Annotated in this window: 22 protein-coding genes and 2 pseudogenes; 16 read left to right on the top strand and 8 right to left on the bottom strand. The window is 63.5% G+C overall.

Translation table 11 applies throughout. The annotated features are described in order from the left end of the window. Window positions 1–201: 201 nt before the first annotated feature. From ACTWPT_RS51870 to ACTWPT_RS51825, 10 genes and pseudogenes are all read left to right on the top strand, one after another. Window positions 202–561 carry a hypothetical protein gene (locus ACTWPT_RS51870; protein ID WP_443184968.1) on the top strand — a complete coding sequence of 120 codons (360 nt, stop codon included), beginning with the start codon at window positions 202–204 and terminating at the stop codon, window positions 559–561. A gap of 501 nt (window positions 562–1,062) precedes the next feature. Next, a pseudogene (locus ACTWPT_RS51865) lies at window positions 1,063–1,386 on the top strand (MmyB family transcriptional regulator); the annotation flags it as partial. 37 nt (window positions 1,387–1,423) lie between these two features. Further along, window positions 1,424–1,633, top strand: a complete 210-nt coding sequence (locus tag ACTWPT_RS51860; protein ID WP_443185018.1) for an MmyB family transcriptional regulator — start codon at window positions 1,424–1,426, stop codon at window positions 1,631–1,633. 487 nt (window positions 1,634–2,120) lie between these two features. After that, complete coding sequence (locus tag ACTWPT_RS51855) at window positions 2,121–2,468, top strand: hypothetical protein (RefSeq protein ID WP_443184967.1); 348 nt, start codon at window positions 2,121–2,123, stop codon at window positions 2,466–2,468. Window positions 2,469–2,988: 520 nt separating this feature from the next. Then, window positions 2,989–3,282, top strand: coding sequence for a hypothetical protein (locus ACTWPT_RS51850; RefSeq protein ID WP_443184966.1), 294 nt, complete (start codon window positions 2,989–2,991; stop codon window positions 3,280–3,282). 1,506 nt (window positions 3,283–4,788) lie between these two features. After that, on the top strand, window positions 4,789–5,043 hold the full coding sequence (locus ACTWPT_RS51845) for a hypothetical protein (RefSeq protein ID WP_443184965.1): 255 nt from the start codon (window positions 4,789–4,791) through the stop codon (window positions 5,041–5,043). Beyond that, a complete protein-coding gene (locus ACTWPT_RS51840) occupies window positions 5,033–5,461 on the top strand; it encodes a hypothetical protein (RefSeq protein WP_443184964.1) in 429 nt (142 codons plus the stop codon). The genes ACTWPT_RS51845 and ACTWPT_RS51840 overlap by 11 nt, the downstream gene beginning before the upstream one ends. A gap of 451 nt (window positions 5,462–5,912) precedes the next feature. Next, window positions 5,913–6,320, top strand: a complete 408-nt coding sequence (locus ACTWPT_RS51835) for a hypothetical protein (RefSeq protein ID WP_443184963.1) — start codon at window positions 5,913–5,915, stop codon at window positions 6,318–6,320. Then, window positions 6,320–8,113, top strand: coding sequence for a DUF4012 domain-containing protein (locus ACTWPT_RS51830; protein WP_443184962.1), 1,794 nt, complete (start codon window positions 6,320–6,322; stop codon window positions 8,111–8,113). The genes ACTWPT_RS51835 and ACTWPT_RS51830 overlap by 1 nt, the downstream gene beginning before the upstream one ends. Window positions 8,114–8,270: 157 nt before the next feature. Continuing rightward, window positions 8,271–8,414: a hypothetical protein gene (locus tag ACTWPT_RS51825; protein WP_443184961.1), complete on the top strand. Its 144-nt coding sequence runs from the start codon at window positions 8,271–8,273 to the stop codon at window positions 8,412–8,414. Window positions 8,415–8,700: 286 nt separating this feature from the next. Here ACTWPT_RS51825 and ACTWPT_RS51820 read toward each other — a convergent pair whose 3' ends face one another. The 7 genes from ACTWPT_RS51820 to ACTWPT_RS51790 all read right to left on the bottom strand — a co-directional run bounded on the left by ACTWPT_RS51820 (window position 8,701) and on the right by ACTWPT_RS51790 (window position 17,387). Then, window positions 8,701–10,173, bottom strand: coding sequence for a polysaccharide biosynthesis tyrosine autokinase (locus tag ACTWPT_RS51820; RefSeq protein ID WP_443184960.1), 1,473 nt, complete (start codon window positions 10,171–10,173; stop codon window positions 8,701–8,703). Between the two features lie 4 nt (window positions 10,174–10,177). Beyond that, window positions 10,178–11,212 (bottom strand): MraY family glycosyltransferase, encoded by a 1,035-nt coding sequence (locus tag ACTWPT_RS51815; protein ID WP_443184959.1) that lies wholly within the window; start codon window positions 11,210–11,212, stop codon window positions 10,178–10,180. Then, the gene (locus ACTWPT_RS51810; RefSeq protein WP_443184958.1) at window positions 11,209–12,183 is read right to left on the bottom strand and encodes an NAD-dependent epimerase/dehydratase family protein; all 975 of its coding nucleotides are present in this window, start codon (window positions 12,181–12,183) and stop codon (window positions 11,209–11,211) included. Before ACTWPT_RS51810 ends, ACTWPT_RS51815 begins: the two co-directional genes overlap by 4 nt. Window positions 12,184–12,211: 28 nt before the next feature. After that, window positions 12,212–13,207, bottom strand: a complete 996-nt coding sequence (locus ACTWPT_RS51805) for an NAD-dependent epimerase/dehydratase family protein (protein ID WP_443184957.1) — start codon at window positions 13,205–13,207, stop codon at window positions 12,212–12,214. An 18-nt stretch (window positions 13,208–13,225) separates the two neighbouring features. Then, a complete protein-coding gene (locus tag ACTWPT_RS51800) occupies window positions 13,226–14,395 on the bottom strand; it encodes a glycosyltransferase (RefSeq protein WP_443184956.1) in 1,170 nt (389 codons plus the stop codon). A gap of 485 nt (window positions 14,396–14,880) precedes the next feature. Beyond that, the gene (locus ACTWPT_RS51795) at window positions 14,881–15,999 is read right to left on the bottom strand and encodes a glycosyltransferase (protein WP_443184955.1); all 1,119 of its coding nucleotides are present in this window, start codon (window positions 15,997–15,999) and stop codon (window positions 14,881–14,883) included. A 425-nt stretch (window positions 16,000–16,424) separates the two neighbouring features. Beyond that, window positions 16,425–17,387: a deacetylase gene (locus tag ACTWPT_RS51790; protein WP_443184954.1), complete on the bottom strand. Its 963-nt coding sequence runs from the start codon at window positions 17,385–17,387 to the stop codon at window positions 16,425–16,427. Between the two features lie 730 nt (window positions 17,388–18,117). Here ACTWPT_RS51790 and ACTWPT_RS51785 point away from each other — a divergent pair. Continuing rightward, window positions 18,118–19,542, top strand: a complete 1,425-nt coding sequence (locus tag ACTWPT_RS51785) for a lipopolysaccharide biosynthesis protein (RefSeq protein WP_443184953.1) — start codon at window positions 18,118–18,120, stop codon at window positions 19,540–19,542. A gap of 226 nt (window positions 19,543–19,768) precedes the next feature. Here ACTWPT_RS51785 and ACTWPT_RS51780 read toward each other — a convergent pair whose 3' ends face one another. Further along, complete coding sequence (locus tag ACTWPT_RS51780) at window positions 19,769–20,194, bottom strand: integrase core domain-containing protein (protein WP_443184952.1); 426 nt, start codon at window positions 20,192–20,194, stop codon at window positions 19,769–19,771. 65 nt (window positions 20,195–20,259) lie between these two features. Here ACTWPT_RS51780 and ACTWPT_RS51775 point away from each other — a divergent pair. The 5 genes and pseudogenes from ACTWPT_RS51775 to ACTWPT_RS51755 form a co-directional block, all read left to right on the top strand. Further along, window positions 20,260–20,370 (top strand): annotated as a pseudogene (locus ACTWPT_RS51775) (IS3 family transposase); the annotation flags it as partial. A gap of 115 nt (window positions 20,371–20,485) precedes the next feature. Next, the gene (locus ACTWPT_RS51770; RefSeq protein WP_443185017.1) at window positions 20,486–20,845 is read left to right on the top strand and encodes a DDE-type integrase/transposase/recombinase; all 360 of its coding nucleotides are present in this window, start codon (window positions 20,486–20,488) and stop codon (window positions 20,843–20,845) included. Window positions 20,846–20,977: 132 nt separating this feature from the next. Next, a complete protein-coding gene (gene istA, locus ACTWPT_RS51765) occupies window positions 20,978–22,327 on the top strand; it encodes an IS21 family transposase (protein WP_443184951.1) in 1,350 nt (449 codons plus the stop codon). Window positions 22,328–22,412: 85 nt separating this feature from the next. Then, window positions 22,413–23,186, top strand: a complete 774-nt coding sequence (istB, locus tag ACTWPT_RS51760; protein ID WP_443184950.1) for an IS21-like element helper ATPase IstB — start codon at window positions 22,413–22,415, stop codon at window positions 23,184–23,186. A 48-nt stretch (window positions 23,187–23,234) separates the two neighbouring features. Continuing rightward, window positions 23,235–23,489: a hypothetical protein gene (locus ACTWPT_RS51755; protein ID WP_443184949.1), complete on the top strand. Its 255-nt coding sequence runs from the start codon at window positions 23,235–23,237 to the stop codon at window positions 23,487–23,489. Window positions 23,490–23,731 lie beyond the last annotated feature (242 nt).

Below are 23,731 nucleotides of genomic sequence, written 5' to 3'. Positions count from 1 at the left end.
CAGCTCAATCTACTTGATAAATACCCAATAATAGCAACGAGACTGTTAGTGAGTCGCAAAACATCACGAGGCCCGTTACGCGACATTAGTACCCGGAAACAAGAATGGACACGGATGACGCATTAGCCAGCCATCCACGGTGTTTGCCGATCAATCGGGAAACGTCAAGAACAGGGCAACCGAACCTTTGGGGGGATTCCAATGCCCAAGTTCAAGAGTGTCGTCGCAGGCCTAGCCCTCAGCGCCGCCATGGCCGGCACCGTCGCGGGTCTGGACGCACTGACCACCACCTCGGCCGCCGGTGCGACGACCGCCTCCACCGCCACCACCGCCACGGCCGGCTACCTCGCCGGTTGCCGCAAGCGCTGTGGATGGAGCGGATGGATTCGCCACGGCCGCTACCGGCTGAAGATCCAAATCCACATCCACAACAAGAACCAGCAGAGCCAGACCCAGGCGGCCCGCCAGGACGAAGATCAGGATCAGGATCAGTCCCTGCACAATACGGCGGACAACGAGGCGCAGAACACGGCGCTGAACACGGCGACCGGCAGCCCTTAGGGCGAGCGCACAGGGCTCCGAACGGTGCAAGCGGGGCTCTTACGACCGTATCCCGACTGACGTGAACCCGCGGCCGAGTGCCTGCGTTACCCAGCGGCATCACCCGCTTCGACGAAGCGATGAGCGACGTTGGATGCGCAGGTACTCTGCTTCACTCGCTCTCCATCATCGAAAGCCGTTCCCGGCTTCAGGCACAAAAAGAGGGAAGGCGGCCGCACGACCCCCCTCCGAACCGCAGGGCCGGCTCTTCCCTCTCGAAAGCACCCTCACATACCACGCCGCTGAGCTGGAAGGATCGGCTATTCCTAGGAAGACTCTTCCAAGGAAGTTCCTCCGCACCAATGCCATGATCAGCCGTTATGGACAGCATTGAGGTCGCCTCTCCCAAGGGACCGCTGGCCGATTTCCTGACCGCCCGGCGCGCCGCCGTCACCGCGGCCGAGCACGGCCTGCCCGAGCCGCCGTACCCCCCGACGTGTCCCGGGCCTGCGCCGGGAAGAGGTGGCCCAGCTGGCCGGGATCAGCACTGACTACTACACCCGCCTGGAGCAGGGCCGGGTGCGCACCGCCTCCCGGTCGATCCTGAACGCCATCGGCCGAGCGCTACGTCTCAACGACGATCAGCAGCGGCATGTGTTCCAGCTGGCCTACCCCCAGGCGCTGGAGCAGCCCGGCGAGACCGACCGGCACATCACCCCGCAGACGGCCCGGCTGCTGGCCAACCTTGTCGACACCCCCGCCCTGGTATTCGACCGCTACCTGGACATCCTGGCCTGGAACCGGCTGGGCACCGCTCTGCTGGGCAACCTGGCCGCCATGAAACCGGCCCACCGCAACTACGCGCGCATGATCTTCCTCGACTATCGCGTCCGGTCTCTTCTCCGGCCGCAGCCGCCTGCGCCATCCTGTCGTCGGAGAGCTCAGCGTCGACTGCCAGGCCCTGACCGGCATCGACGATCAGGAACAAGCCATTGTGCTGCTCACCGCCCCACGCGGCAGTCCCGATCATGAAGCGACCAAACGACTGGACGCCTGGGCCGACCGGCAACAACTCCAACCGAGCCATCCCTAACCGGACGCGCTGTGTCCACGTCCGACTCGTCTTCGCCACTCACACGGTGCCACGGGTCTGCGGGTCGACGGCCCTCACCATCGCCGTACTCCCCCAGGCGCCGTAACGCACGACCATCACCGCAACCCGCAACAGCAGTCCAAGATCGATAAGTGTAGTTTGCCAGCAATGCAAGGAATCGTGGGACCCAGGGAGGTGCACCCTCGGCGCATTCGCCAGCGAGGGCGCATTTACGCGTCTCACCAGAGGAGCAGTTCGTCACATTGAGAGCAATTCGGACAAATCATATCAACCCATTTCATAAATACTTAATGATAGCAATGAGAGCGTCAGAGTAGAGCAAAACGACACGAAGCCCGTTTACCCCACAGTCGGCCGGGAAATATGAAATGCAACGGATGGCGCAATCGCCACCATCCGCAATATTTTCCACGCAGTCCGGAAAATATGAAGAACAGGGGCAACAGAACCTTTGGGGGGAAATTCAATGCCCAAGTTCAAGACTGCCATCGCGGCTCTCTTCGCAGCCAGCGCAGCCATGACCGGCGCTGCCGCGCTGACCACCTCCTCACCTGCCAACGCCACGCCGGGCGATGGCTTCGTCGCCGGCGGGCACGGGGGCTGGGGCTGGGGCGGCGGCGGCCACGGCAAGAGCCGCCACAGGCACAAGCAGAAGGTCCGCATCTGGATCCACAACAACAACCACCAGACCCAGAACCAGGCCCACCGGCAGGACCAGGACCAGGACCAGTTCCAGAAGGACAAGAACGAGAACGAGAACGAGCTCAAGAACAAGCTGCTGCAGATTTACCCGCCGGTGCCGGACGGCGGTTGAGGGGAGTCTGACTCAATCGTCCCCTAGTAAGTAGCGCCTTGCATGAGCGCGTTGAACAGTCGAGTGGCGATCAGGCGACCTTATCCCGGTCGTCGCGAGCCGCACCAGAGTGCCTGCGTCCCGCAGTGGCATCACTCGCTTCACCGAAGCGATAAGCCGGCGCGGAACGCAGGCACTCCACTTTTACCGGCGCCCACGGGGAGACCCTCGTGGGCGCTTCTCTATAGGATCCATATCATCCAATATGCGCTCTCGGACTTCGCTTCCGAGAGCGCATTTCTGTGTGCAGATAGCCGCTTCACCACCCCCCGGGAAGCGATACGAACCGGTCACCTCGTCCACAAACACCCAAATAAGGCGATGAGAGCGTTGAAATCGGGCAAACTACCACTAGTCCTGTTTAGTCCGGATCCCCCCGGGAATGAAATGGACAGATGGCACATTAGCCGTCATCCAGAATATTTTCCACGCAGTCCGGAAAATATGAAGAACAGGGGCAACAGGACCTTTGGGGGGAAAAATGCCCAAGTTCAAGACCACCGCAGCTCTCGCGGTCATCACCGTCGTGTCCGGCGCAGTTGCCGCGCTGACCGCTTCGACCGCCAATGCCGCCGCGGTCACGTCGGTGTCCAACGGCTTCACGACGGGCCACGGATGGGGCGATCACAACCGCCACCGCAACAAGCAGAAGGTTCGCGTCTGGATTCACAACAACAACCAGCAGAGCCAGAGGCAGCACCACAAGCAGTCCCAAGACCAGGACCAGTTCAAGAAGCTCCAGGATTCCATCCTCAATGAGGAGGACGAGGACTGAGTGTAGTGATCCTGCAACGCTCGGCAGAAGCGTGCTGAGCGACCGCAGGGCGGGTCATGCCACCGGATCCCGATCGGCGTGAACCGCGGCCGAGGTGCCTGTGTCGGCAGAGGTCACACGCTCCGGCGAGGTGATGCCAAAACGAAACACAGGTACCTCGGCTTAATCATGCGCCAGGACCGGTCATACACCTGATGGGCGCAGTCGTTCATGGTGCGAGCCGCGGTTATGCGCTGTGAGCGACGATGCGATCTCATGATGGGAATCCATCTCAATCAGGGCGGGCGGTTCTCGATATCGACGATACGAGAACCGCCCGCCTTATTACGACGTCACGGATAGACAGCCGCCCATCGAGTGCAGTTGGTCAGGGGACCGCTGATCGAGAACAGCACTGGCACCTCAGGATCCGCCGGCGCAGTTCCTTTGCTCTGGACATCACAACGCGTCTCCCAGATGCCGCCCGTTGTCCGCGCCCTGATCAGCAACTGGATGTCGCCGTTACCAGCGAGGCCGCTTTGACCACTCGCGACGGAGATGTTGTGCACGTAGCCGCCCTGGCTTCCTGGCACCCTCCTGAGACTTTGCCATCGCTGCCCGGCAGGTAGGCGAGGGTCGTAGACCCACGGGGCACCGCGGTCGGCCGCGACGGCGAAGAGCCGGCCTTCATACGTGCCCGTGGTGCCCCGGAGTGCCACGAACGCTGAGTCGTACCATGGTCCGCTCCCCCAAATTGCCTGCTGGTGGGCAGCGCCCCCCTTCGATCCGGTGGCTGCTTGAGCGGACGTCGTCGCACCTGAGAGTCCCACGGCCCCGCAGGCCATCGTGGTCGCGACGGCCCACGTCAGCAGGCGACGGGTGGCGCCCGCGCGTGCGGCCGAGCTGCTCATACGAGAAACCAATTGATTTCCCTCCATTGCGAGAATTTGCTGTTCCGGGACACCGCGTTGCCATGCGATGCACTGCGAAGATACCTGGCCACATAAACCCGAACGCATGGACATACATGCAATGAAGGCAAAAGAAGCGGAATGGCGATACAAAAAAATGTCCGCGCAGCATCCACCTTTCCCGATCTGACTACCCAATCTGCACCACATATCGACACACGGTCTAATGTCGCACTATTGCAGTAGTGCGGCAGTAGCTTCCTTCCCCTACGGGATTTGAAGATCGAGTCACGTTGAGGTGTGGCCATGTGCGGCTGCGGTGTAACGCTGGGCGATAGTCGCTGTCAGACGGCCAGGAGAGTCCCGGGCGAGGGTGTCGATGGCGGCATGGTCGGCGCGGGAGAACGAGCGTAGACAGCTGCCAGTCGAGGGATCGGGTTCAGTGATCTGGGCAAGGCCAGGGGCCAGGAATCGCTGGGCCGGCTGGGTGAAGAAGAGCACGTGCGCGATCCCGGTTGAGGTGACCCGGTAGGTGCGGCTGCGCGGGATGCGTGCGACGGTCGGCGACTTTCGTTGTGCGCGGGACAACATGTGGGGCCCGTCATATGATGAACATATGATGAGCACTAAGCCGATCACCATCACCGTGGACGAAGGGGTTCACGCCTACGTGCAAGCGCAGGTCGAAGCCGGACGTGTCAGGTCCGTGTCCGCGTTCTTCAACGAAGCCGCGCAACATCGCATGGAAACCGAGCGGCAGGCCGATCTCGCCTGGCGCCACGCTGTCGAGAAGGCCCATCAGGACCCCGAAGTCGTCGAGCGCGCCGCACGCCGGGCACGCAAGGCGCGGGAGATCTTGAATGCCCGCTGACGGCTACGTCCTCGACGCCCCCCTGCTCGCCGAGGTCGGTCGCGGCGGCAACGACGTAATCGCCCTGCTCCAGCAACTCGACGCCGACAACATCTCCATCATCGTGCCCGCTCTGGCCGTCACCGGCGCCACGATCGAGACGGCGGCGACCAACGACCAGCTCGCCGTCGTACGTGGGGTTGGCCGGCTCGACTCCGCGCACTTCGCCGCGCTGGGTGCGTTCGACGACACCACCGACCTGGCACGGATGCGGCTGGAGGTGGACGCCCCAGAAGAACTCTGGGACGTCCAGACCGCGCTCCAAGCCGTACTCCGGAGCTGCCCTATCCTGACCACCGACGCCACTAGATGGCAGACCACGCTCGACGAGCTCGCCGGCCAACTTACGGTGGTCGAGGTCTCCCAACTCGGTGACTAGCCGCTTAAAGAGCCCCGGTCGCTATTCATCCCTGAAGAAGCGGGGCCGCACGGTGGCGTGCGATCAGGCCGAGCCCGGTCCGGCCGCCTGGAAGTAGAGGCCTCGCTCCTTCATGCATCAGAGATGCGTCACCCGCGTGGCCGGGCGCAATCATGGGCTGCACGTGGCCGCCACGTCCGTAAGAACGGCCTGCGGGCCGCGCAAGCTCTCCACGACGCCCTGCTCGGCATCCCTGGATGCCGGCCCACGCCGTCGCAGCATGGCCTGAACAGTCACACGGCCACGACGGATCGTCAACATACGGAGAACGATCAGCGAGTATTCGGTAAGGAAGAAACGGCGAAAACGCCTATCTCCTAGCCGGCCGCATATAACGGTTTCGTAGTGAACATGCCGCTGACATTCCAGGCGAAATGTTCGAACAGCCGACAGAGCGTTGTGGTGGGTCGAAATGGCATGGGAGATCACGAGATCGATTCTGCTCGCGGCAGCGCTCGGGGGTGGAATCACATTTGGAACCATCGGATCGGCGACGGCCGCGTACTGCAAGCCGTACCCGCCCTCCCCGCACTCCCCGACGCAAGAGCAGGCGACCCAGATCCAGAACGCGAAGCAGACGGCGACGTGGCAGCAGAGGAGCAACTCAGCGGTAGCCGTCCACGTCCACTATCACGACGACGGTGACGACCACGAGCACAGCGTCCCCATGTCGGCCGTGATGAGCCCGCCAAGGGCCGGGGCACCCGTGGAGGCCTCGATCGCAACAGGTGCGGCCATGCTGCTCGCCGGAACCGCCAGCACAGCGATCGTCATGCGGCGTCGCGAAACCAGCGGTGTGAGGAAGGAGTCGATCAACTAATGAGAAACAGGAAGCGTCGGCTCGTCGTCATAGGCCTGCCTGCGGCAGGCCTCACGCTGGCCGTGGGCTGGACGGCGTACCTTGGCTTGAGCGTGCGGAGTCACCTGGAGGCGGCCGAGGACGCACTGGTGCGGCTGCGCTCGAGCAACCAGGCAGGGGCAGCCGCGGCGCTGGCCGACGCGCAGCGCCATGCCGAAGAAGCACGCCGGATCACCAGCGGTCAGGACTGGTCATTGATCAGTCGCATCCCACCGATGGAAGAGGGCGCGGCGACCGTCCACGGGCTCGCCGCCGCCGCCGCCGATCTGACCGGTGTACTGACGGATGTCCACCGCGTCGTGACGAGACTGATCTCGGTGAAGGGACTCTCCCTCGACAATGTGGAAACGCTCCCGGCCAGCCTGGAATCGGCGACCCCGGTGCTGCGCAACGCCGCCGGCCGCATCGAGCAGATCCGGTCCGGCCTCGCCGCCACCCCGGCCGACACCGGCCTGAACGCGCTGAACGAGGCCCGCGCCACGGCGCTGAGCGAACTGGACAAGCTACGGGGCTGGCTGGAGGTGGCCAACGACCCCATGGTGCGCGAAACCGCCGCCTTGCTGCCAGAGATGCTGGGTTACAACGGGCCGCGTCGCTACTTCCTGGCGTTCCAGACCAACGCCGAGGCGCGAGGAACCGGAGGGCTGGTCGGCGCGTTCGGCATCCTGAAAGCCGACCGTGGCCATCTCAACATCGAGCGGCTCTCTTCCAACAACGGTCTGGAGTCGGGTGTCGTTCAGGTCACCCACTACGGCCGCGCCTACCGTGAGCGTTACGGTCGCAGTCCGATGGCCCTGCTGGCCAACTCCAATCTCTCCCCGCATTTCCCGTATGCCGCGAAGACTTGGGCAGCGCTGTGGAAACGTCAGACCGGCGAGCGACTGGACGGCGCGGTCGCGACCGATCCGATCGCCCTCTCCTACCTGCTGAAGGTGATCGGACCCGTCACACTGCCCAACGGTGAGAAGGTGACCGCAGAGAACGTGGTGGACCTCACCGAGCGGGAAGCATATGCGCGGTACACGAATCCCGTCGAGCGCAAGAAATTCCTCATCACGATCGCCAGCGCCGTCAGCAAGGCGGTTACCACTTCCCACCCGGATCCCCTTGCCCTGGTATCCGCTCTTTCACAGATGGTGGAGGAGCGGAGAATCCAGATCTGGAGCCACAAGGGCTCTGAACAGCGACGCTTGGCGGCGACCCCGCTCGGCGGCGTACTCCCCCAGAAACCGGGGCCGTTCGCCGGGCTTATGATCATCAATTCAGCTGGCACCAAGCTCGACTACTACCTGGATCGCTCGCTCCACTATGAGCTGGGCCCGTGCCGGAGCGACGGGACGCGCGTCTCCAAGGTGCGGATCCAGCTCAACAACAACGTGCCGCAGGGCAACCTGCCCAAGTACGTCAAAGACCGACTCGATCTCCCCTGGGATCGCCGTGATGCCAGGTCTAACGGGTCCAACCTGCTGTGGGTGTCGTTCTATGCCGGGGTCAACGCAAAGGTGCAGGCCATGCGGATCGACGGCAAGCCGGCTCAGATCCGCGGACTAACCGAGCGGTCCCACCCTGTTTACGACACTCTGCTGGAGTTCGCCCCTAGGCAGTCAAGGACGCTGGAGTTCGACCTGCTCGAACCCTACTCGGCCGCGCCACCGGAGGTTCCCGTTCAACCGCTGGTCCGCCCACAGCAAACCCGCATCACTGAGGACCACACCGGCTGCCCAGCGCAGCCATCCAACCAGGACGTGCAATAGCAGGCAAAGACGGGCGTACCGAGAGCCTTGCCGATCTTCCCGCGGGAAACGGCTGAACCATTACCCGAACAGCCCCGGCTTCGATGGAGACCTTGGTGTCCAGCCGTTTCCTTCTTTCTGGCGAGCGCGGGCACGCATCAGGAGCCCAAACACCCAGATGATCGAGCGTGCACTTCGAGAGCTGAGCCTGCTCAACGGCGATCCCAGGACTTCGCTTCTCATCGGCTCACCCAAGCTGGTTGCCGCGCCCGACCTCGTGCTGACTGCCACCCAGGCACAACGTGCCGAATCGGTGACGTGACACCGGCCAGTGGCTCCAGGTCATCCCTCGAATTCTGAACCCTCGTCTGCCCACTAACTGCGGAACTCGGGTTGGAGCCTCATTATCTGGTGACGAGCGCGGGCGCGCACACGAAGCTGGGGCGTGCGGGCCAAACGCAGGAACAGGGTGGGCCGCGCGGCCAGGACGGCCTGCGTCAGCGGCTTCACGTCCCGTTGGCTCACCGCCGAGTTGCCGATCCCGTCGTTGAGCTACCGGACGGGGGAGAGAAGATCGCCAACCTCGCTCGCCGCCCCGCTCCAGTTACTCACCCGGAGACCGGCGTCGTGAGCTCTCCCTTGGTCTTGAGCTCCGCCTTTTGACCGTGGCCGTAGCGACTGGCCCTGGCCGGCACAGCATTCAAGACAGTTCCTACCAGGCGGGCGTCAACCGATGACAGCGCTTCCTTGGCGCGAATGACGTGGTCCTGCCGGGTCTTGCCGTACCGTGCGACGAGCATCGCACCATCGCAGGCGGCTGTGAGCGTCGCCGCGTCGGTGACGTTTAGTAGCGGTGGTGCGTCGATGAGCACCATGTCGTAGCTCTTCACGAGTTCCTTGAGTATCTGCTCCATACCAGGCGAACCGAGCAGTTCGCTCGGATTGGGCGGGATCTGGCCACTCGGCAGTATGTGAAGATCGAACTCTCCCCACCGTTGTATCGCGCTCCTCAGCTCTGCCTTGCCGATGAGCACATCCGTCAGGCCCGCCACAGTCTCGATGCCGAAGTAATCCGAAATGCGCGGACGGCGAAGGTTACCATCGATCAAAATCACCCGTTTTCCCGCCTGCGCTAGGGCGATCGCAAGATTGGATGAGGTCGAGGACTTCCCTTCACGCGGGAGACAACTGGTGACCACAAGCGACTTGGGTTGCCGGTCGATATCGATGAACTGCAGATTCGCACGCAGCGAGCGATACGCCTCAGCCCGCAACGAGCTGCCCTTGTCACGGACGATTAGAGGGCGACGCTCTACATCCTTGTCAAAGCCGATGATGCCAAGTGTGTGGCTCTGCGACAAATGCTGGAGCATCTCGGAGGTCTTAATAGTGGTGTCCAAACGATCGCGGAGTATAATTGATCCAACGCCGACGAACAGCGCGATCAGCACTCCAAACGCGACGTTCACCAATGGCCTCGGGCTGACTGGTTCATTGGGCATCCTCGGCTGATCAACCACCAGTATTTTGACGCTGGAAGGGCGGTCGGCGGTCGGTCGCTCCATTTCGTCTACCAGCACGGCGAACCTGGTGCTAAGGGCATCGGCGAGGCGCATGGCACGGACGGGGTCGCCATCGGTGACTGTCGCCCGCAGGAGCAAGGTATCCGGTATGGCTTGCACTGTAATGTTCTGCTGGACGGTTCTGATCTCGCCCTCGGTGGCTACGATCTGCCCGATCAGGCGTCCACTGGACAGCAGGTTGGCATAGGACTTCATCTGCTGCTGAGTTATCGGCTGCGAGACTGGCTGCTGCATGTTCTTGGCCATCATGGCAATCACCGCGGCCTGGCTGATCAGGCGACCACTGGACAGCAGGTTGGCATAGGACTTCATCTGCTGCTGAGTTATCGGCTGCGAGACTGGCTGCTCAGTGCTCTTGGCCATCATGGTGATCGTCGCGGCGTATTTTGGCGGCGTGTTCGCGGTAATGATGACCGCTGATGTCACACCAATGACCAACGAGATGAGAACGAGCCACCAGTCACGACGCAAGAGCCTGAGACAATACAGCAGATCCACTGGATCAACCTTGCCTTTCACGGTTTCCGGGCATGGGGTGCTCTATCGACTCATACGCACTCACACCCTGTAGCAAATGGATGAGGAGGATAGCGGCCCCCGCCGTGATCACCGCCGTGACTGGCGGCGATATCCACTGCAGAGCCATCGCCAGGCAGCACGTGCCCGCAGCGGCAGCCGCCAGCCCGAGCACGACAGCGACCATGCGGGGGCCAAGACCCATCCGGCGCAGCCGGTGGGACACGTGATCGGTGCCACCCGCCAGAGGAGAGCGCCCCGCCCTCAGCCGCGAGAAGAACACGACACCTGTGTCGACGGTTGCCACGAACGTCGGGAGTAGCAGCCCGGCGAACATCGTGTCCAAATCTTGCCCCGACACCAGGAAGACGGCGGAGCAGGAGATTATGAATCCGATGAACAGGGATCCGGAGTCGCCCATGAATATCTTCGCGGGTGCCCAATTGTGCGGCAGGAAGCCGAGACTAGTGCAGGCGAGCACTATCAGCAGGAGCCCCAGCGACGGCTGACCCGACACGAAGGCCGTTCCCGCGAGGAAAGCCGCAGTGACCGTGGCGACCGCTCCCAGCGCACCGTCCATGTTGTCGAGCAGGTTGAAGGAGTTGGCCACCACGACGATCCACAGCACTGTGAGAGAACCGTCCAGCCACCCGCCGAACACGGTGACGTGGACTCCAGAGGAGACGACTCCACTCGCCGCCACAGTCCCCACAGTCAGCTTGGTGAATGGCTGCATCGGCCTGATGTCGTCGATCAGACCCACCAAGGCCATCACCGTGGCGGCCAGCAGCACGGCGGTGATGCGCTGATCGGCGAGGCCGAGTGCCGTGACCGCGGGGACGAGCGTGCCCAGCGTGATCGCGATGCCACCGAGATAAGGAGTTGGGCGAGCGTGTGCTTTGTTTGCGCTGGGGCGATCGGTCAGCCCCCATCGCAGCGCGAGGCGCTTCAGTGGGACGACGGCCAGGCAACAGGTCAGAAACCCGGCCACGGCCGTAACCCAGGCGGTCGTGGTGTTCATGGGACGGATGCCGGAATGTCTTCGCGGGCTTCCTTTACGACCTCGGTAAGGATTTCGTCCAGGGTGTGCCGTGGAACCCAGCCGGTGAGCTCGCGAAGCTTTGTGGTGTCGGGCACCCTGCGTGTCATGTCCTCGAAGCCCTGGATGTACGCCTCGTCATACGGGATGAGTTCGATCCCGGACGTGGATCCGGTGTGCCGGATGATCAGCTGTGCCAACTCCAGGATGCTCACCTCCGCCTCCGAGCCGATGTTGAAGGTCTGCCCCACCGCCGCCTCAAGATCTAGGAGCCTGAGCAAAGCGTCGACGACGTCCGCGACATGCGCGAAGCAACGGGTCTGGCTCCCATCGCCGAAGACCGTGAGGGGAGTACCGCTGATCGCCTGCCGTACGAGGCGCGGGATGACCATGCCATAGGCCGGGCTCTGCCGCGGTCCCACGGTGTTGAACAGCCTCACCACGATCGTCTGAAGACCCCGCTCCCGGTGATAGGCATTGGCCAGGATCTCGTCGACGGCCTTCGCCGTACTGTAGGCCCACCTCACGACGGACGGGGTGCCAAGGATACGGTCAGCGTCTTCCCGCAGCGGCCCTGAAGAGTTCTTGCCGTAGATCTCGCTCGTGCTGGTGATCAGGAGCTTTTTCCGGTACCGATACGCGGCCTCGATGACGATCTCCGAACCGCGAATGTTAGTCGTCAGGCATCGCAGCGGCTGCTCGACGATCAGCTTGACACCGACCGCCGCCGCGAGATGGATGACGACGTCACACTGGCGGGCCAGTTCGTCGACCATGAGCTCGTCCAGAACGGACCCGTGCACAAAGCGGAGGTTGGGATGCGGCTGAAGGTTCTCCCGCCGCCCGGTCGACAAGTTGTCCAGAGCCACGACTGAGTCACCGCGGGCGAGCAACGCATCGGCCAGATGCGACCCGATGAATCCTCCACCGCCCGTTATCAGGTAGGTGCTCATTGCTGCTTTGTTCACAGGCTTCCCCTTGTCACATATGTGGAGAGGTCTTATTTCTGGGGCGAAGCGGCAGGTCAACATGGGCACTGGGCCCCGATGCCGCAGCCTTTTCGAACCAGGCCACCGTCACGCGGAGTCCTTCGTCGAGGTCTACTGGGCGCACTGAGGGAAACAGCCGCAACATCAGATGGGGGGAGGCCTGTGACTCCCGGATATCACCGATCCGGGGAGGCAGGGAGATCGCCTCGATCTGTCGGCCAAGAACCTCGCCCAGGACTTCCTTGAGATGCTGCACGGTCACGCGGGTGCCGAATGCGAGATTCACCGGCTTGGTATGCGCGACCTTGCGGATCATCGCCTCGACCAGCACCTCCGCTACCGATCCCACGAAAGTGAAGTCCCGAGCCTGATTCCCGTCGCCATAGATGGGCACCGGACGGCTGCGCAGAGCCGTCGATACGAATGTTGGAACCACGGCCGCGTAGGCGTGGTCGGCCAGCTGCAGCGGGCCGTACACGTTGAAGAACCTGAAGGCTAGGACGGGCAGGCTGAAGCTATGGGCGTACGCCAGCGCATATGCCTCGGTCGCCAGCTTGCTTGCGCCATAGGGACTGAGCGGCCGGGTAGGAAGGTCCTCATGCTTGTGCGGCTCCTGGGAGTCTCCGTAGACAGAGGACGACGACGCGAGGACCAGGTAGGGCTTGGCCGTACGGCATGCCTCGAGGACGTTGAGGGTGCCCGTGGCGTTCACCGTGTGCGAGGCCATGGGATCTTCCAGCGATCGAGGCACCGAGGGCCGGGCGGCCAGGTGGACGACCGCGTCGGCGTCTGCGACGAGATCGGCCAGGAGATCGTCCTCAAGGATGCTGCCCTTCACGAAATCCACTTCGACGCCGTCGAGATTGGCGAGACTTCCACTGCTCAGGTCGTCGAGGACAGCGATCTTCTCGACTTCCTGCCGCGCTGCGAGCGCGCGGCACAGGTTCGCTCCGATAAAGCCTGCGCCACCAGTTACCAGCACTCTCATCTGCTCACTCCTTCGTGCTCAGGCCGCGACGAGTCGATCCCGCCGGTCCTGGACCAGCGATCGATAAAGGGCTTCGGTATCCGCGACGAGGCGATCCACGGAGAAGGAGGCATTCGTCCAGTCGCGGGCGGCCTCACCCATCCGACGGGCGAGAGTGGGGTCGGAGAGCAGCCTCACCGTGCTTTCGGCCAGCTGACCTGCGTCAGTCGAGGCCAACAGACCGGTCTCGCCGTCCTTGACAATTTCCGCGACACTCCCCACTCGCGTGGAGATGCTGGGCCTGCCGGCCATGCCCGCCTCGATAAGGGTGAGCGGCGTGCCCTCGTTGTCGGAGGTCAGCAGCACTACGTCGGCAGCGGAGTAGACCGTCTCCACGTCCTTTCTCCAGCCGAGTAGATGGAAGGATCGCCGCACGGATTGGATGCTCCGTTCAAGCTGCTCCTGCAGTTCGCCTCCACCGCAGACCAGGAAATGACAGTCAGGCACTCGCTGGAGCACGGCTCTGGCCGCCGCAACAAAACGATCAGGCCGCTTGATCTGGGTCAGGCGCCCCACGTAGGTGACAACTGGCGCGTCTGGCGGCAAACCTAGAGCGAGACGAGCCGCAGAGCGGTCGGGGACGGGACCGAGTTGAACGCCCGGCCTGATCACCACATATTGTTCGGGACGGCCGATGCCTGCCTCGAGTAGATCGTCGCGAACCCGCACTCCGACGGTCACCAGCCGATCGGATCTGGAAGCGAGGAACCGTTCCGATCGCACGTAGAGAGCACGCTTCGCTGGCGAGAAATAGCCGTGGAGCAGGTGCCCGTGGAACACATGCACCCGAGCGGCCCCGACACCGGACAGGAGCGACGCCAGCCGCCCGAGGGCGCCAGCTTTGGCCGTCCGGGTGTGAACAACGTGCGGCCGGAAGTCACGCACAGCGGCCCTCAGCCGGAGAAGAGCACGGAAGTCGTCCAAGGGCTTGACCGCGCGGCCCAGGCCCGCCACTCGGCGAACCTGCACCGTAGAAGCCTTTAGGTCGAGGTGATCCCCCTCATCGGCGTCCACATGCCCCGTGTAGAGCCGGTGATCGAACTCAGCCTGGTTCAGCCGCTCACACAGTCCCGCTACCTGTGTGGCGGGGCCGCCCACGTTCAACCGGGCAATGATCTCCATGACACGGATCCGGCTGTCCGGTTTCATGCGGGCTCCTCAGCAACTGTCCTAGTCAACGTTGGAGACGCTAACCCGACGTTTGTGCCACTCCACTCATCACGTCGCTATAGCGGCGAAGTGTTTCCTCTTTCCCTACCTGGACATGGCCCAGAGACCGTCTCTGCCTCAGCAGCTCCAGCACATGCTGCAAAATGGACCGTCTGCACGAACATGGATCGCACCGGAGCCGGGCGGCCAGCTCCCGCCGACTCGCCTGTGCGTGGCCGATCCCCTCAGAGGCGAGATCGAACTCCTGGAAGAGGTCATCGGTGACCCGTTCGCGCACCACTGCGGCGCGATCCCAACTTGCCGGCACCGCGCTCGCCGACGGAATCGCCGACTACGCGCTTACAGGAAGCCTCGGCAGAGCGGCCAGGGTGGACGCGGGCGTACTTCCAGGGGCGAAATCGCCGTCTGCGGGTACGTGGCGACCTGCCACAGGTTCCTAAGCCGTTGAGGCGGCGGCGCCTTCATCACGCGCGCCTGCGTGCCAGCAGGTCACGGTAGATCCCAACATGGCTGTCAACCATTGTGTCGACAGAAAGATGACAACGCGCCCAGGCCGCGGCCTCCGCGGCAAGATCGCGAGCGTGCTCGAGATCCGCCAGCGTCGCGGCCAAGGCATCTGCCAGAGCCGCGGGATCCCCCGCCGGAACCACCACGCCGCGACCATCGAGCAGCTCGGGCGTTCCACCGACGGCGGTCGCCACTACGGGAACAGCCGCGGCCATCGCTTCCATGACGGAGTTGCTGAGACCCTCCGCGAGCGACGGCGACACCACGACGTCCGCGCGTCGCAACAGCGCCGGGACGTCCGTACGAACGCCCAGGAAACGGATGTCGACGGACAGGCAGCACGCCCGCTCCTCTAGAGCGGGGCGATCCTTTCCGTCCCCCACCAGGAGAAGAGTGCAGGCGACGCCCCGCTCGTCCAGGAGTGCCATGGCCTCGAGAAGGTGCTCGTGGCCCTTCGGGTAGCGCAGATTGGCTACGCAGACGATCACGGGTAGGTGGGTGTCCGCGACCGCCGGTTCGACATGGTCAAACGTCTCCTGTGGCAGACCGTTCAGGATCACCGTAATCTTGCGCGGGTCGAGCCCTTCCTGGCGCAGGCAATTATCGGCCACGGCACGGGCATTGGCGATCACCATGTCGGTGATACGCGTGGCCGCCCTTTCAACGGCGAGCAACACCTTCCTATTCTCCTTGAAAGTGCCCATGCTACGCCTTCCCGCGACAACCACGGGGACTCCCGCGAGCCGAGCCGCCGGAGCTACGGTCACGTATTCATGGTACAGGAACGCATGAACCACATCTGGTGCCTCCTTTCTAAGAAAGGAGACCAACCGGCAGAAGGCCACCAGGTTGCGGGCCACGTCCACACCGATGCCATGCAGCCGCTTGAAGCCGAGATAAACGACGGGGACGCCAGACTCGCGCAGAACGGTTTCATATGGTCCCCCATGGTTCATCACCAACACGCAGGTCCTGATGCCGCACCGGTGCAGGCCCTGAGCTAGGAGAACAAGCTGTTTCTCGGCCCCGCCCAAACCCAGGTTTCCCGTGACCAGGCAGACCTTGGCAGGACTCACTCCAGAATCCAAAGACCGCCCGTCCATTGCCTGGGCGTGCGTCATCCGCCGGTAACAAGACTCATCCATGCGGCCATGGGCGGGATGCCGCGGACTATCGTTCGAATAGCCCCACGTAAGCCAGCTCTCTCGTGTTTTGTGAGCAGCATTATTCGAGCGCTTAACCATTTTCGTCACATAGGCATTTCATGGAAGAAATCTTTTCGCGTCCGGCCGAGGGTCGACACGCTGGGAAGAGCACGCAGTCCAGGACGAGTGAAGCCCGTCGCGACGCGTGCCGGGAGAATCACGGGTCACCACCAATCGCCGTAACCGCAAAGCGATCACCTCACCTGGCGGCGGCGCCTCGGTCCCAGGCCGTCTGCGAAGGCGGAACACTCGTCGGGTGTGTTCAGTAAGGCCGGGGAAGAACCTTACGACAAATTTCATCGGTCGAACCGCGGTCGGCCAGTCGCCGGTCGTGTCGGATCGCCTACGAATCGGGCGTGATACTCGGCGAGAGTCACCCCGTCGAACTCCTTGTCGACAAAGGCGAAAAGGGCTTCCAGATCTGCATAGAGAGCCTCGATGCTCCGCTTGCTACGAAAGTACGGACTTCCGCCGGGCATGAGTTCCGAGGAATGGAGCATGAACTCCACGTAGTCGCGCCCTTCGGCTAGAGCCTGGGAGGCAAGCGCGCACATTCGCCGCCGACTGCTCGTGGCGGGTCTCATCCACACCACCTCGGGGGAGATCCAGTTCGCGGCACGCCGCACCAAGCTGCCCTCAGGAAGAAAATCCCTCCGCCGCCGGGCGACCACAGTCATGGGCACCTCAAGAAGAGCCGAATCGCCTTTTTTGCTGATGCATCCGGGGTCCAGAAAGTATGCCTCTTCCGGAAAGTCAGAGTAGTCTCGCGGTCCGCAGCCGTCCGGTGCCCCGCGGCTGTTCTTCCACGAGATATGCGGAGTCACGGAGCAGTCGACCAGATAACCCTGATCAATGAGAATCTGTGCATATCTCTCGTCGAGCATCCATCGGCCGGCTCGATGACTGATCACTGGCACCTGGAACACCTCGACGAGAAGGTCAGTTATCCTCTCGACCTTTTCTCTCATGACATCTTCTGGGAATTCAATCAAGAAAGGGTGACACATATGGTCCGCGCCGGTCAGGGAAACCAGCGGAGGCGTGGTCCACGGATGCAGATGCATGCCGATTTCTGCAACACCGCGCTCGACCACCGATCGACCGAACTCTTGAAACTTCTCACAACACGCCATCGCCCATTCCACCAGATAGGTAGGACGGAGCCGATACTCCTCGCACAGTTCCTGAAATCTCGACAGATAGGCAGCGTTTTCTGTCGAGACCTCGACGTTGTACTGCCACTGGTCATCCGCTTCCACGTCAATTGTGATAATGAATGCCGGGCGATCACGTATGGTCGTCATCGATAGTCAGGAGCCAGGCGCCCGAAGGCCTTTTTCCCATTCCCCTCTCACCCCGTACGCGCGATTGCCGCCCTTGCACCCAATTTCGTCCAAGCGCGATCAAAGTGCGGATCTCCCACCGACACGCCACCGCTATAGTTGCCTCGGACCGCTACTACGGCCCTCTGGATGCCGCTCCTTGCAAGCGACCCATCGGCTTATACGGTCGGTCTTGTAGCCGACGACAGGCATGGATAGGCCTCTCCGGATCGCTTCCAGAACGCGGCACGCTTTCCACCCTAGCTGGCAACACCATGCGACTCACGGAGGTGCAGCGGCCGCATGTCAAATGATTCGTAAAGAAATACTCATTTCTCGCAGCAAAAATCGACCATGACATATCACACCAATTTCCTCTTCATCGGCGCGTGCATGGGACCTGGATCCGCCCCATCGGTCACGCCCTGAATCAAGTAGCACGATCCACAGGGCTGCGCGCCAGGGCGCCGAGGCTCGCGCAGATCTCTCGCCTCGGCCACGAGTCGCAGATTGCAGCCGCCGGAAGCCCACTACGTCCATGTGGTCCGTGACCGCCATGATCCCGACCCTCCACATGCGCGTCGAACGACACACCTGCCGCTATCTGCACTCATCCAACAACACTGAGTAATACTTCAATTTCAGGGTAGTCGCAGGGGGGACCACAATGACGCCAAAGCTGTGGAGCCGGCGTTCACCGGGCCGCGCATCGCAGGACGTCCCGGCTACCCTCACAACGGCGTGCCCAGAGGCCCCCATTGCAAAGGCCGGTCCAGCTTCTGGCGCGACCACGACCGTTGGCAGAGCAGTCCAGACCCTGGCCAGCCACGCACTGCGACTGGCGCTCGCCGCTGTCACCGGCGTGGTCATCGCACGCGCCCTGCAGCCCGAGAGCCGCGGCGTTTACGCCGTGATTGCGACCACAGCCGGGATCGCCGTTCTCGCGGGCCAGTTCTCCCTGGAAAAGTCACAGATCGCACTGTGGCCGGACGCCTCCCGCCAGCGAGCTCTCATTGGCAACGGGCTGATCCTCGGCCTGTTGTTGGGTCTTGTAGCCGCGGCATCCACGCTCACATTCATGACCGTTTTTGCTCCGCTACCCGAGCCTCATCTGCTGATCATCGCGCTTGTGGCGGTGCCATTCTGCGTCGCGTGGAGCAACCTTCAATCCATTCTGCTTCTCCAGTCCCGCATTCGCCCGGTCAACCGGGCATCGGTCATGACCGGACTGTGTCAGTGTCTGCCGATCCTGCTTCTCGCGGCCGCTGGAACCCTCAACGTAACAGCCGTGATCGTCTGCTGGACGATCTCCACCGTCCTGCCATTTGTACTTTTCGTCCACGCTCTCGGCCGGTCGACCATACGCGGCAATATGACACTCGCGCGGCGGCAACTCGTCCTGTCAGGCCGCTATTACCTCCACCCCGTCGCCTTTCACCTGCTGCTGACCGTCGATGTCCTGCTGTTGAACGCGCTCGCCTCCCCCGCCGAGGTCGGTGTCTACACCGTGGCGGTCACAGTCCTTTATCTGGCACAGGTGCCAGCCGAAGCCGTGACGCAGATTTGCCTCCCGCGTCAGACTGTCGAGAGCAACCGTGACGCGGAGGTGGCAACCTGTCGCACCATTCGTCTCAACCTGCTGCTCTCGGCGATTGTGGTCGGTGGACTCGTGATCACAGCTCCGGTGTTGATTCCTCTCGTGTACGGCTCAGCCTACGGGGGCAGTGTGGCCCCCTTGTTCGCCCGCGCGCCGGGATCACTCGCGCTGGTCCTGCTCCGTCCGATCGAACAATATCTCGTGCGACTGGAGCGTCCATTGACCATGACGGCGATCCCCGTCGGCGCCCTCGCTGTCAACCTCGTGCTGAACATACTGCTGATCCCCAGGTTGGGGGCCGTCGGGGCAGGGCTGGCCTGGAGCGTGGCCTACCTCACTGTGGCGGGAGTTGAGGTTCTATGGTTCGCCCGCGTATCTGGAGTTCCCCCGAGGGAACTGCTACCCCGACTCTCCGACCTCGATCCAGTCCTTTCGCGACTCAGGTGCCGTGGCCGAAGTCACTCCGTTGGCGAGCCCAACGTCGATAAAGGTTGAGCCGCTGACCGACGACACGTCTGCCCTTTAGTCGGTCAACGACGTACAACCGTCATCCCCGCATCCCTCAAATGTGTCGGGAGAAGCACATGAACATGAGTCCTGAACTGGAGAAACGCGCCAGCGCATGGTGATGCGTCGTATCACTAGGGGTGGGTTGAATCGCCCCGGCTTCGGTGGAGACTTAGGTGTGCCCCGGGTTTGATGGAGTCGCGTTCCTGGATTGTCATGCCACGGTGGACGCGTTCTCGAACTGTATCGGGGTGAGCATGCCCAGACTGCTATGTCGTCGTTGTCGATTGTGCCAGACCTTCAGGTCGAAGATCGCGTTGGCGAGTTCGATGCGGGTGTTCCAGCGCTGGCGGTCCAGGAGTTCGACCCGCATCCGGGACCAGAACGACTCCATCATGGCGTTGTCGGAGTCCCCGACGCTGCCCATCGACGAGGGCAGTCGGCCAGGCCGTACCACGTCGGCCGAGCTGAAGCGGCTGCGCCGGGAGAACGCCGAACTGCAGCGTGCGAACGAGATCTTGAAGGCCGCGTCGAGCTTTCTTCGCGTAGCTCGACCGCCACGCACGCACTCCTGAACTTCATCGACCAGCACGCCGAGGTGTTCGATGTCGAGCCGATCTGCCGTGTCCTGACCGCGCACGGCTGCTCCATCTCCACCAGCACGTACTACGCCGCCAAGAATCGCCCGGCCTCGGCCCGCGCGCTTTGCGCGACGCCGAACTGGACGAGCACATCGCACGCATCCACGCTGATAACTACGGCGTCTACGGCCCCCGCAAGATCTGGTACCAGCTGCAACGGGAAGGCCACCGGGTGGCCCGCTGCACGTCGAGCGGCGCATGCGCGCCCTGGGCCTGCAGGGCGTCCGACGGGGTAAGAAGGTGCGAACCACCGTGGCCACCACCCTGGTCACGAGCGGGCGGCGGATCGGCTGCAACGGGACTTCGCCACGGCGCGGCCGAACGCCGCCTGGGTGGCCGACTTCACTCATGTGGCCGCCTGGTGCGGCGTGGTCTACGTAATGGCCTTCGTGGTCGACGTCTACTCGCCGGCGATCGTCGGCTGGGCCGCATCGTTGTCCAAGCAGACCAGCCTGGTGCTGGACGCCCTGGACATGGCCTTTTGGCGGCGCGAGCGCACGAGCAGGCCAGTCGAGCGAGGGTTGATCCATCACTCGGATACCGGCAGCCAGCTTGGGTTCAAGGGATCGTCGCAACACTGCTGCTCAGCAGCGAGTGTCGGCGTACGGATTCAAGTGCAGAGCCACGTACAAGTAAACGTGCAGAGATGATCATCGCGTCGGTCGTGGTGTCGAGCCCGTGATCGTGAAGCCTGGCGAGGTGGTTGCTGATCATCTCGGTGAGGGCGGGTCACGGTGGTGCTGGAGGCTGAGCGATGGCTTGATCTGCGTCGGTTTCGGGCCTTGCGGGAGTCGGGGGCGACGATCTCGGAGATCGCCCGGGAGACCGGGCTGAACTGGCGCACGGTGAAGAAGTACCTGGAGGCCGACGGTCCGGTGGCGCCTCCAGCAGCGGCGGCGCGGCCGAGTCGGCGTAATCAGGTGATCACTCAGTATGCGCCGGTGATCGATGCGTGGCTGCGGGCGGAGTTGCTGTTGAAAGCCACCGTCATCCACGAGCGGCTGGTGGAGGAGTACGGGTTCACCGGCAACTACCAGCGCGTCAAGCTCTACCTGCAGCAGGCCCGGCCGCGGATCGCCGAAGAACTCGGCTACAGCCCCCGCGAGCTGGCCAGGCTGCATCGCCGGTTCGAGGTGGTGCCCGGCGCCCAGGCCCAGGTGGACTGGGGCGATGAGGGCGGCATCTTGGCGCACGTGGGCATCGAGAAGGTCTACTCCTTCCACATGACGTTGTCGTACTCGCGCGATCCGTTTTGCTGCTTCACCACCAGCCAGGACCTGGCCACCTTCTGGGCCTGCCACCGGCGAGCGTTCGAGCATTTCGGCGGCGTGCCAGGCTCGATCGTCTATGACCGGACCAAGACCGTGGTGCGCCGGCACGTGGCCCCGGGCAAGGCGGTGCCGTTGCATCCGGAGGCGGTGGCGTTCGCCGGGCACTACGACTTCGATATCGACGTGCTGGCCGCCTATCGCCCGACCGGCAAGGGGCGAGTGGAACGCCAGGTGCTCATCGTCCGCGATCACGTGCTGGCGGGCCGGTCGTTCGCCTCGCTGGACGAGCTGGACAACGCGTTTGTGTCGTGGGTGCCGATGCGCCGCCGCACGGTCCATCGCACTCATGGCGAGGTGATCGCCGTCCGGGCCCGCCGCGACCATGCCGCGCTGCGGCCGGTCCCGGCCCGGCCCTACCTGGTCACCGACCGGCACCTGCGCCATGTCGGCAAGGACTGCCTGGTCGCCTTCGAGGCCAACCTCTACTCGGTGCCCGCGGCCCGTGTCTTCCCCCGGCAACTTGTGGAGGTGCGCGCGTCCTCGGCGACGGTCAGCCTGCACGCCACCATCCCGGACGAGCACGGCATCACGCTGCTGGCCGTGCACCCACGGGCCGCCGGGCGCGGCGCCCGCATCGTCGACCCCGAGCACTGGAAGGGACTGCCCGACGGACACACCCGCGCCACCACCACCAGCGCTGAAGAAGACCCCGCCGACGAGCTGACAGCCCGCCGACGCCAGCACGAGCAAACGGGCGCGCTGCGGTTCCTGCTGGCCCGCTCCGATGCCGCCGAGGTGAAGGTCGGACGGCGGCCGCTGTCGGTCTATGACCAGATCACCGGCACCGGGCCCTTCCGCTGAGCAGGGCCATCCACCACGCTACGGCACCCCTCTGTCCCCGATCAGACACCTCCCCCTTCTTCGCGCGAGTTAAGGACACCTTGAGTTGAGTGAGCTGGTCACCGCCCGGATCCGCACCATCGCCGCCAAGATGGGGCTGCCCCACCTGGCCGAGCACTTGGGCGCCTTCGTCGCCCGGGCCGATGAGGCCCAGATGGGCTATCTGGACTTCCTGGATCTGGTGCTGGAAGAGGAACACGCCGTCCGTGAGGAACGCCGGATCCGGCACGCCCTGCGGGTGTCGAAGATGCCGCACCACAAGACCCTCGACGACTACGACTTCTCCTACCAGCCCGAACTGGACGCTCGCAAGGTCCGGGACCTGGCCACCCTGGCCTTCGTCGAGGCCCGGGCCAACGCCGCCCTGCTGGGCCCGCCCGGAGTCGGCAAGACCCACATCGCCGTCGCGCTGGCGGTCGCGGCCTGCCGGGCCGGCTTCAGCGTCTACTTCACCACACTGGACGACATGGTCCGCCAGCTCAAAGCCGCCGATGCCATCGGCCGTCTCGGCTCCAAGCTGCGCACCTACCTTCGCCCTCAGGTCCTGGTGCTGGACGAGGTCGGCTACCTCCCGCTGGCCCGCGACGAGGCCAACCTGGTCTTCCAGATGATCTCTAAAAGGTATGAAAAGGGTTCGATCTTGCTGACGAGCAACAAGGCCTTCAGTGAATGGGGCCAGGTCTTCGGCGACGAGGTCCTGGCCACCGCGATCCTCGACCGACTCCTGCACCACTGCGAAGTCATCGCGATCAACGGCCCCAGCTACCGGCTCAGGAATCGCCTGGCCGCGGTCCAGGCCGAAGTCGCCGCCACCGGCTGACAACCCTGGCCACCCCACGACGCTGCCAGCCGAAGGAAGGGAAGCTCGATGCCACCGCCGATGCCCAAAGCCCAGCCGGTTCTACAGCTGGACCACGACGAGCTCACCGACCTGGTCCAGCTGCTCGCCCGGATCGACGAGTTCCTGCGCAGCGACGATGCCGTCGCCCGTCGGCTGGCCTGCTTCTGCTCCACCGGCCCCGGCGACACAGGCATGACCGCGGCCTACTGCCTGATCGACATCTTCAGCTTCACCGTCGAGGGCCTACGTCGAACGACAGAAAGAGCGAAACCCTGCCCCTGACAGCTCTGCACGTTTACTCGTACTCACCGCTGCACATCAAGGAGTACGCCGACAGCGAGTTTAGATGATCGCTGATGGCTTCTGCAGGCGTCTTCCATCCGAGGGTCATTCGGGGCAGGGCTCCGGCGTAGTGGGGTTTTGTCCCGTTTCTCGATCATGCGAGGTTGAGGACGGTGAGAGCGCGGGTGGCGTCGCGGGAGATGTAGCGGATGGCTTGGGCGATGTTGTCGGCGCCGTTCAGG

This window comes from Nonomuraea sp. 3N208 (assembly GCF_052245935.1).
In the GTDB taxonomy this organism is placed as follows: Bacteria; Actinomycetota; Actinomycetes; order Streptosporangiales; family Streptosporangiaceae; genus Nonomuraea.
The sequence above is the reverse complement of the archived record's forward strand: the minus strand, read 5'-3'. Positions and strand labels throughout refer to the sequence as shown.

Bases quoted from the DNA above. Each gene is read 5' to 3' on its own strand.
- ACTWPT_RS51815 (WP_443184959.1), bottom strand. From the start codon at position 11,212: ATGAACACCACGACCGCCTGGGTTACGGCCGTGGCCGGGTTTCTGACC.
- ACTWPT_RS51850 (WP_443184966.1), top strand. From the start codon at position 2,989: ATGCCCAAGTTCAAGACCACCGCAGCTCTCGCGGTCATCACCGTCGTG.
- ACTWPT_RS51800 (WP_443184956.1), bottom strand. From the start codon at position 14,395: ATGAAACCGGACAGCCGGATCCGTGTCATGGAGATCATTGCCCGGTTG.
- ACTWPT_RS51805 (WP_443184957.1), bottom strand. From the start codon at position 13,207: ATGAGAGTGCTGGTAACTGGTGGCGCAGGCTTTATCGGAGCGAACCTG.
- ACTWPT_RS51845 (WP_443184965.1), top strand. From the start codon at position 4,789: ATGATGAGCACTAAGCCGATCACCATCACCGTGGACGAAGGGGTTCAC.
- ACTWPT_RS51840 (WP_443184964.1), top strand. From the start codon at position 5,033: ATGCCCGCTGACGGCTACGTCCTCGACGCCCCCCTGCTCGCCGAGGTC.
- ACTWPT_RS51835 (WP_443184963.1), top strand. From the start codon at position 5,913: ATGGCATGGGAGATCACGAGATCGATTCTGCTCGCGGCAGCGCTCGGG.
- ACTWPT_RS51870 (WP_443184968.1), top strand. From the start codon at position 202: ATGCCCAAGTTCAAGAGTGTCGTCGCAGGCCTAGCCCTCAGCGCCGCC.
- ACTWPT_RS51825 (WP_443184961.1), top strand. From the start codon at position 8,271: ATGATCGAGCGTGCACTTCGAGAGCTGAGCCTGCTCAACGGCGATCCC.
- ACTWPT_RS51810 (WP_443184958.1), bottom strand. From the start codon at position 12,183: ATGAGCACCTACCTGATAACGGGCGGTGGAGGATTCATCGGGTCGCAT.
- ACTWPT_RS51855 (WP_443184967.1), top strand. From the start codon at position 2,121: ATGCCCAAGTTCAAGACTGCCATCGCGGCTCTCTTCGCAGCCAGCGCA.
- ACTWPT_RS51830 (WP_443184962.1), top strand. From the start codon at position 6,320: ATGAGAAACAGGAAGCGTCGGCTCGTCGTCATAGGCCTGCCTGCGGCA.
- ACTWPT_RS51785 (WP_443184953.1), top strand. From the start codon at position 18,118: ATGACGCCAAAGCTGTGGAGCCGGCGTTCACCGGGCCGCGCATCGCAG.
- ACTWPT_RS51755 (WP_443184949.1), top strand. From the start codon at position 23,235: ATGCCACCGCCGATGCCCAAAGCCCAGCCGGTTCTACAGCTGGACCAC.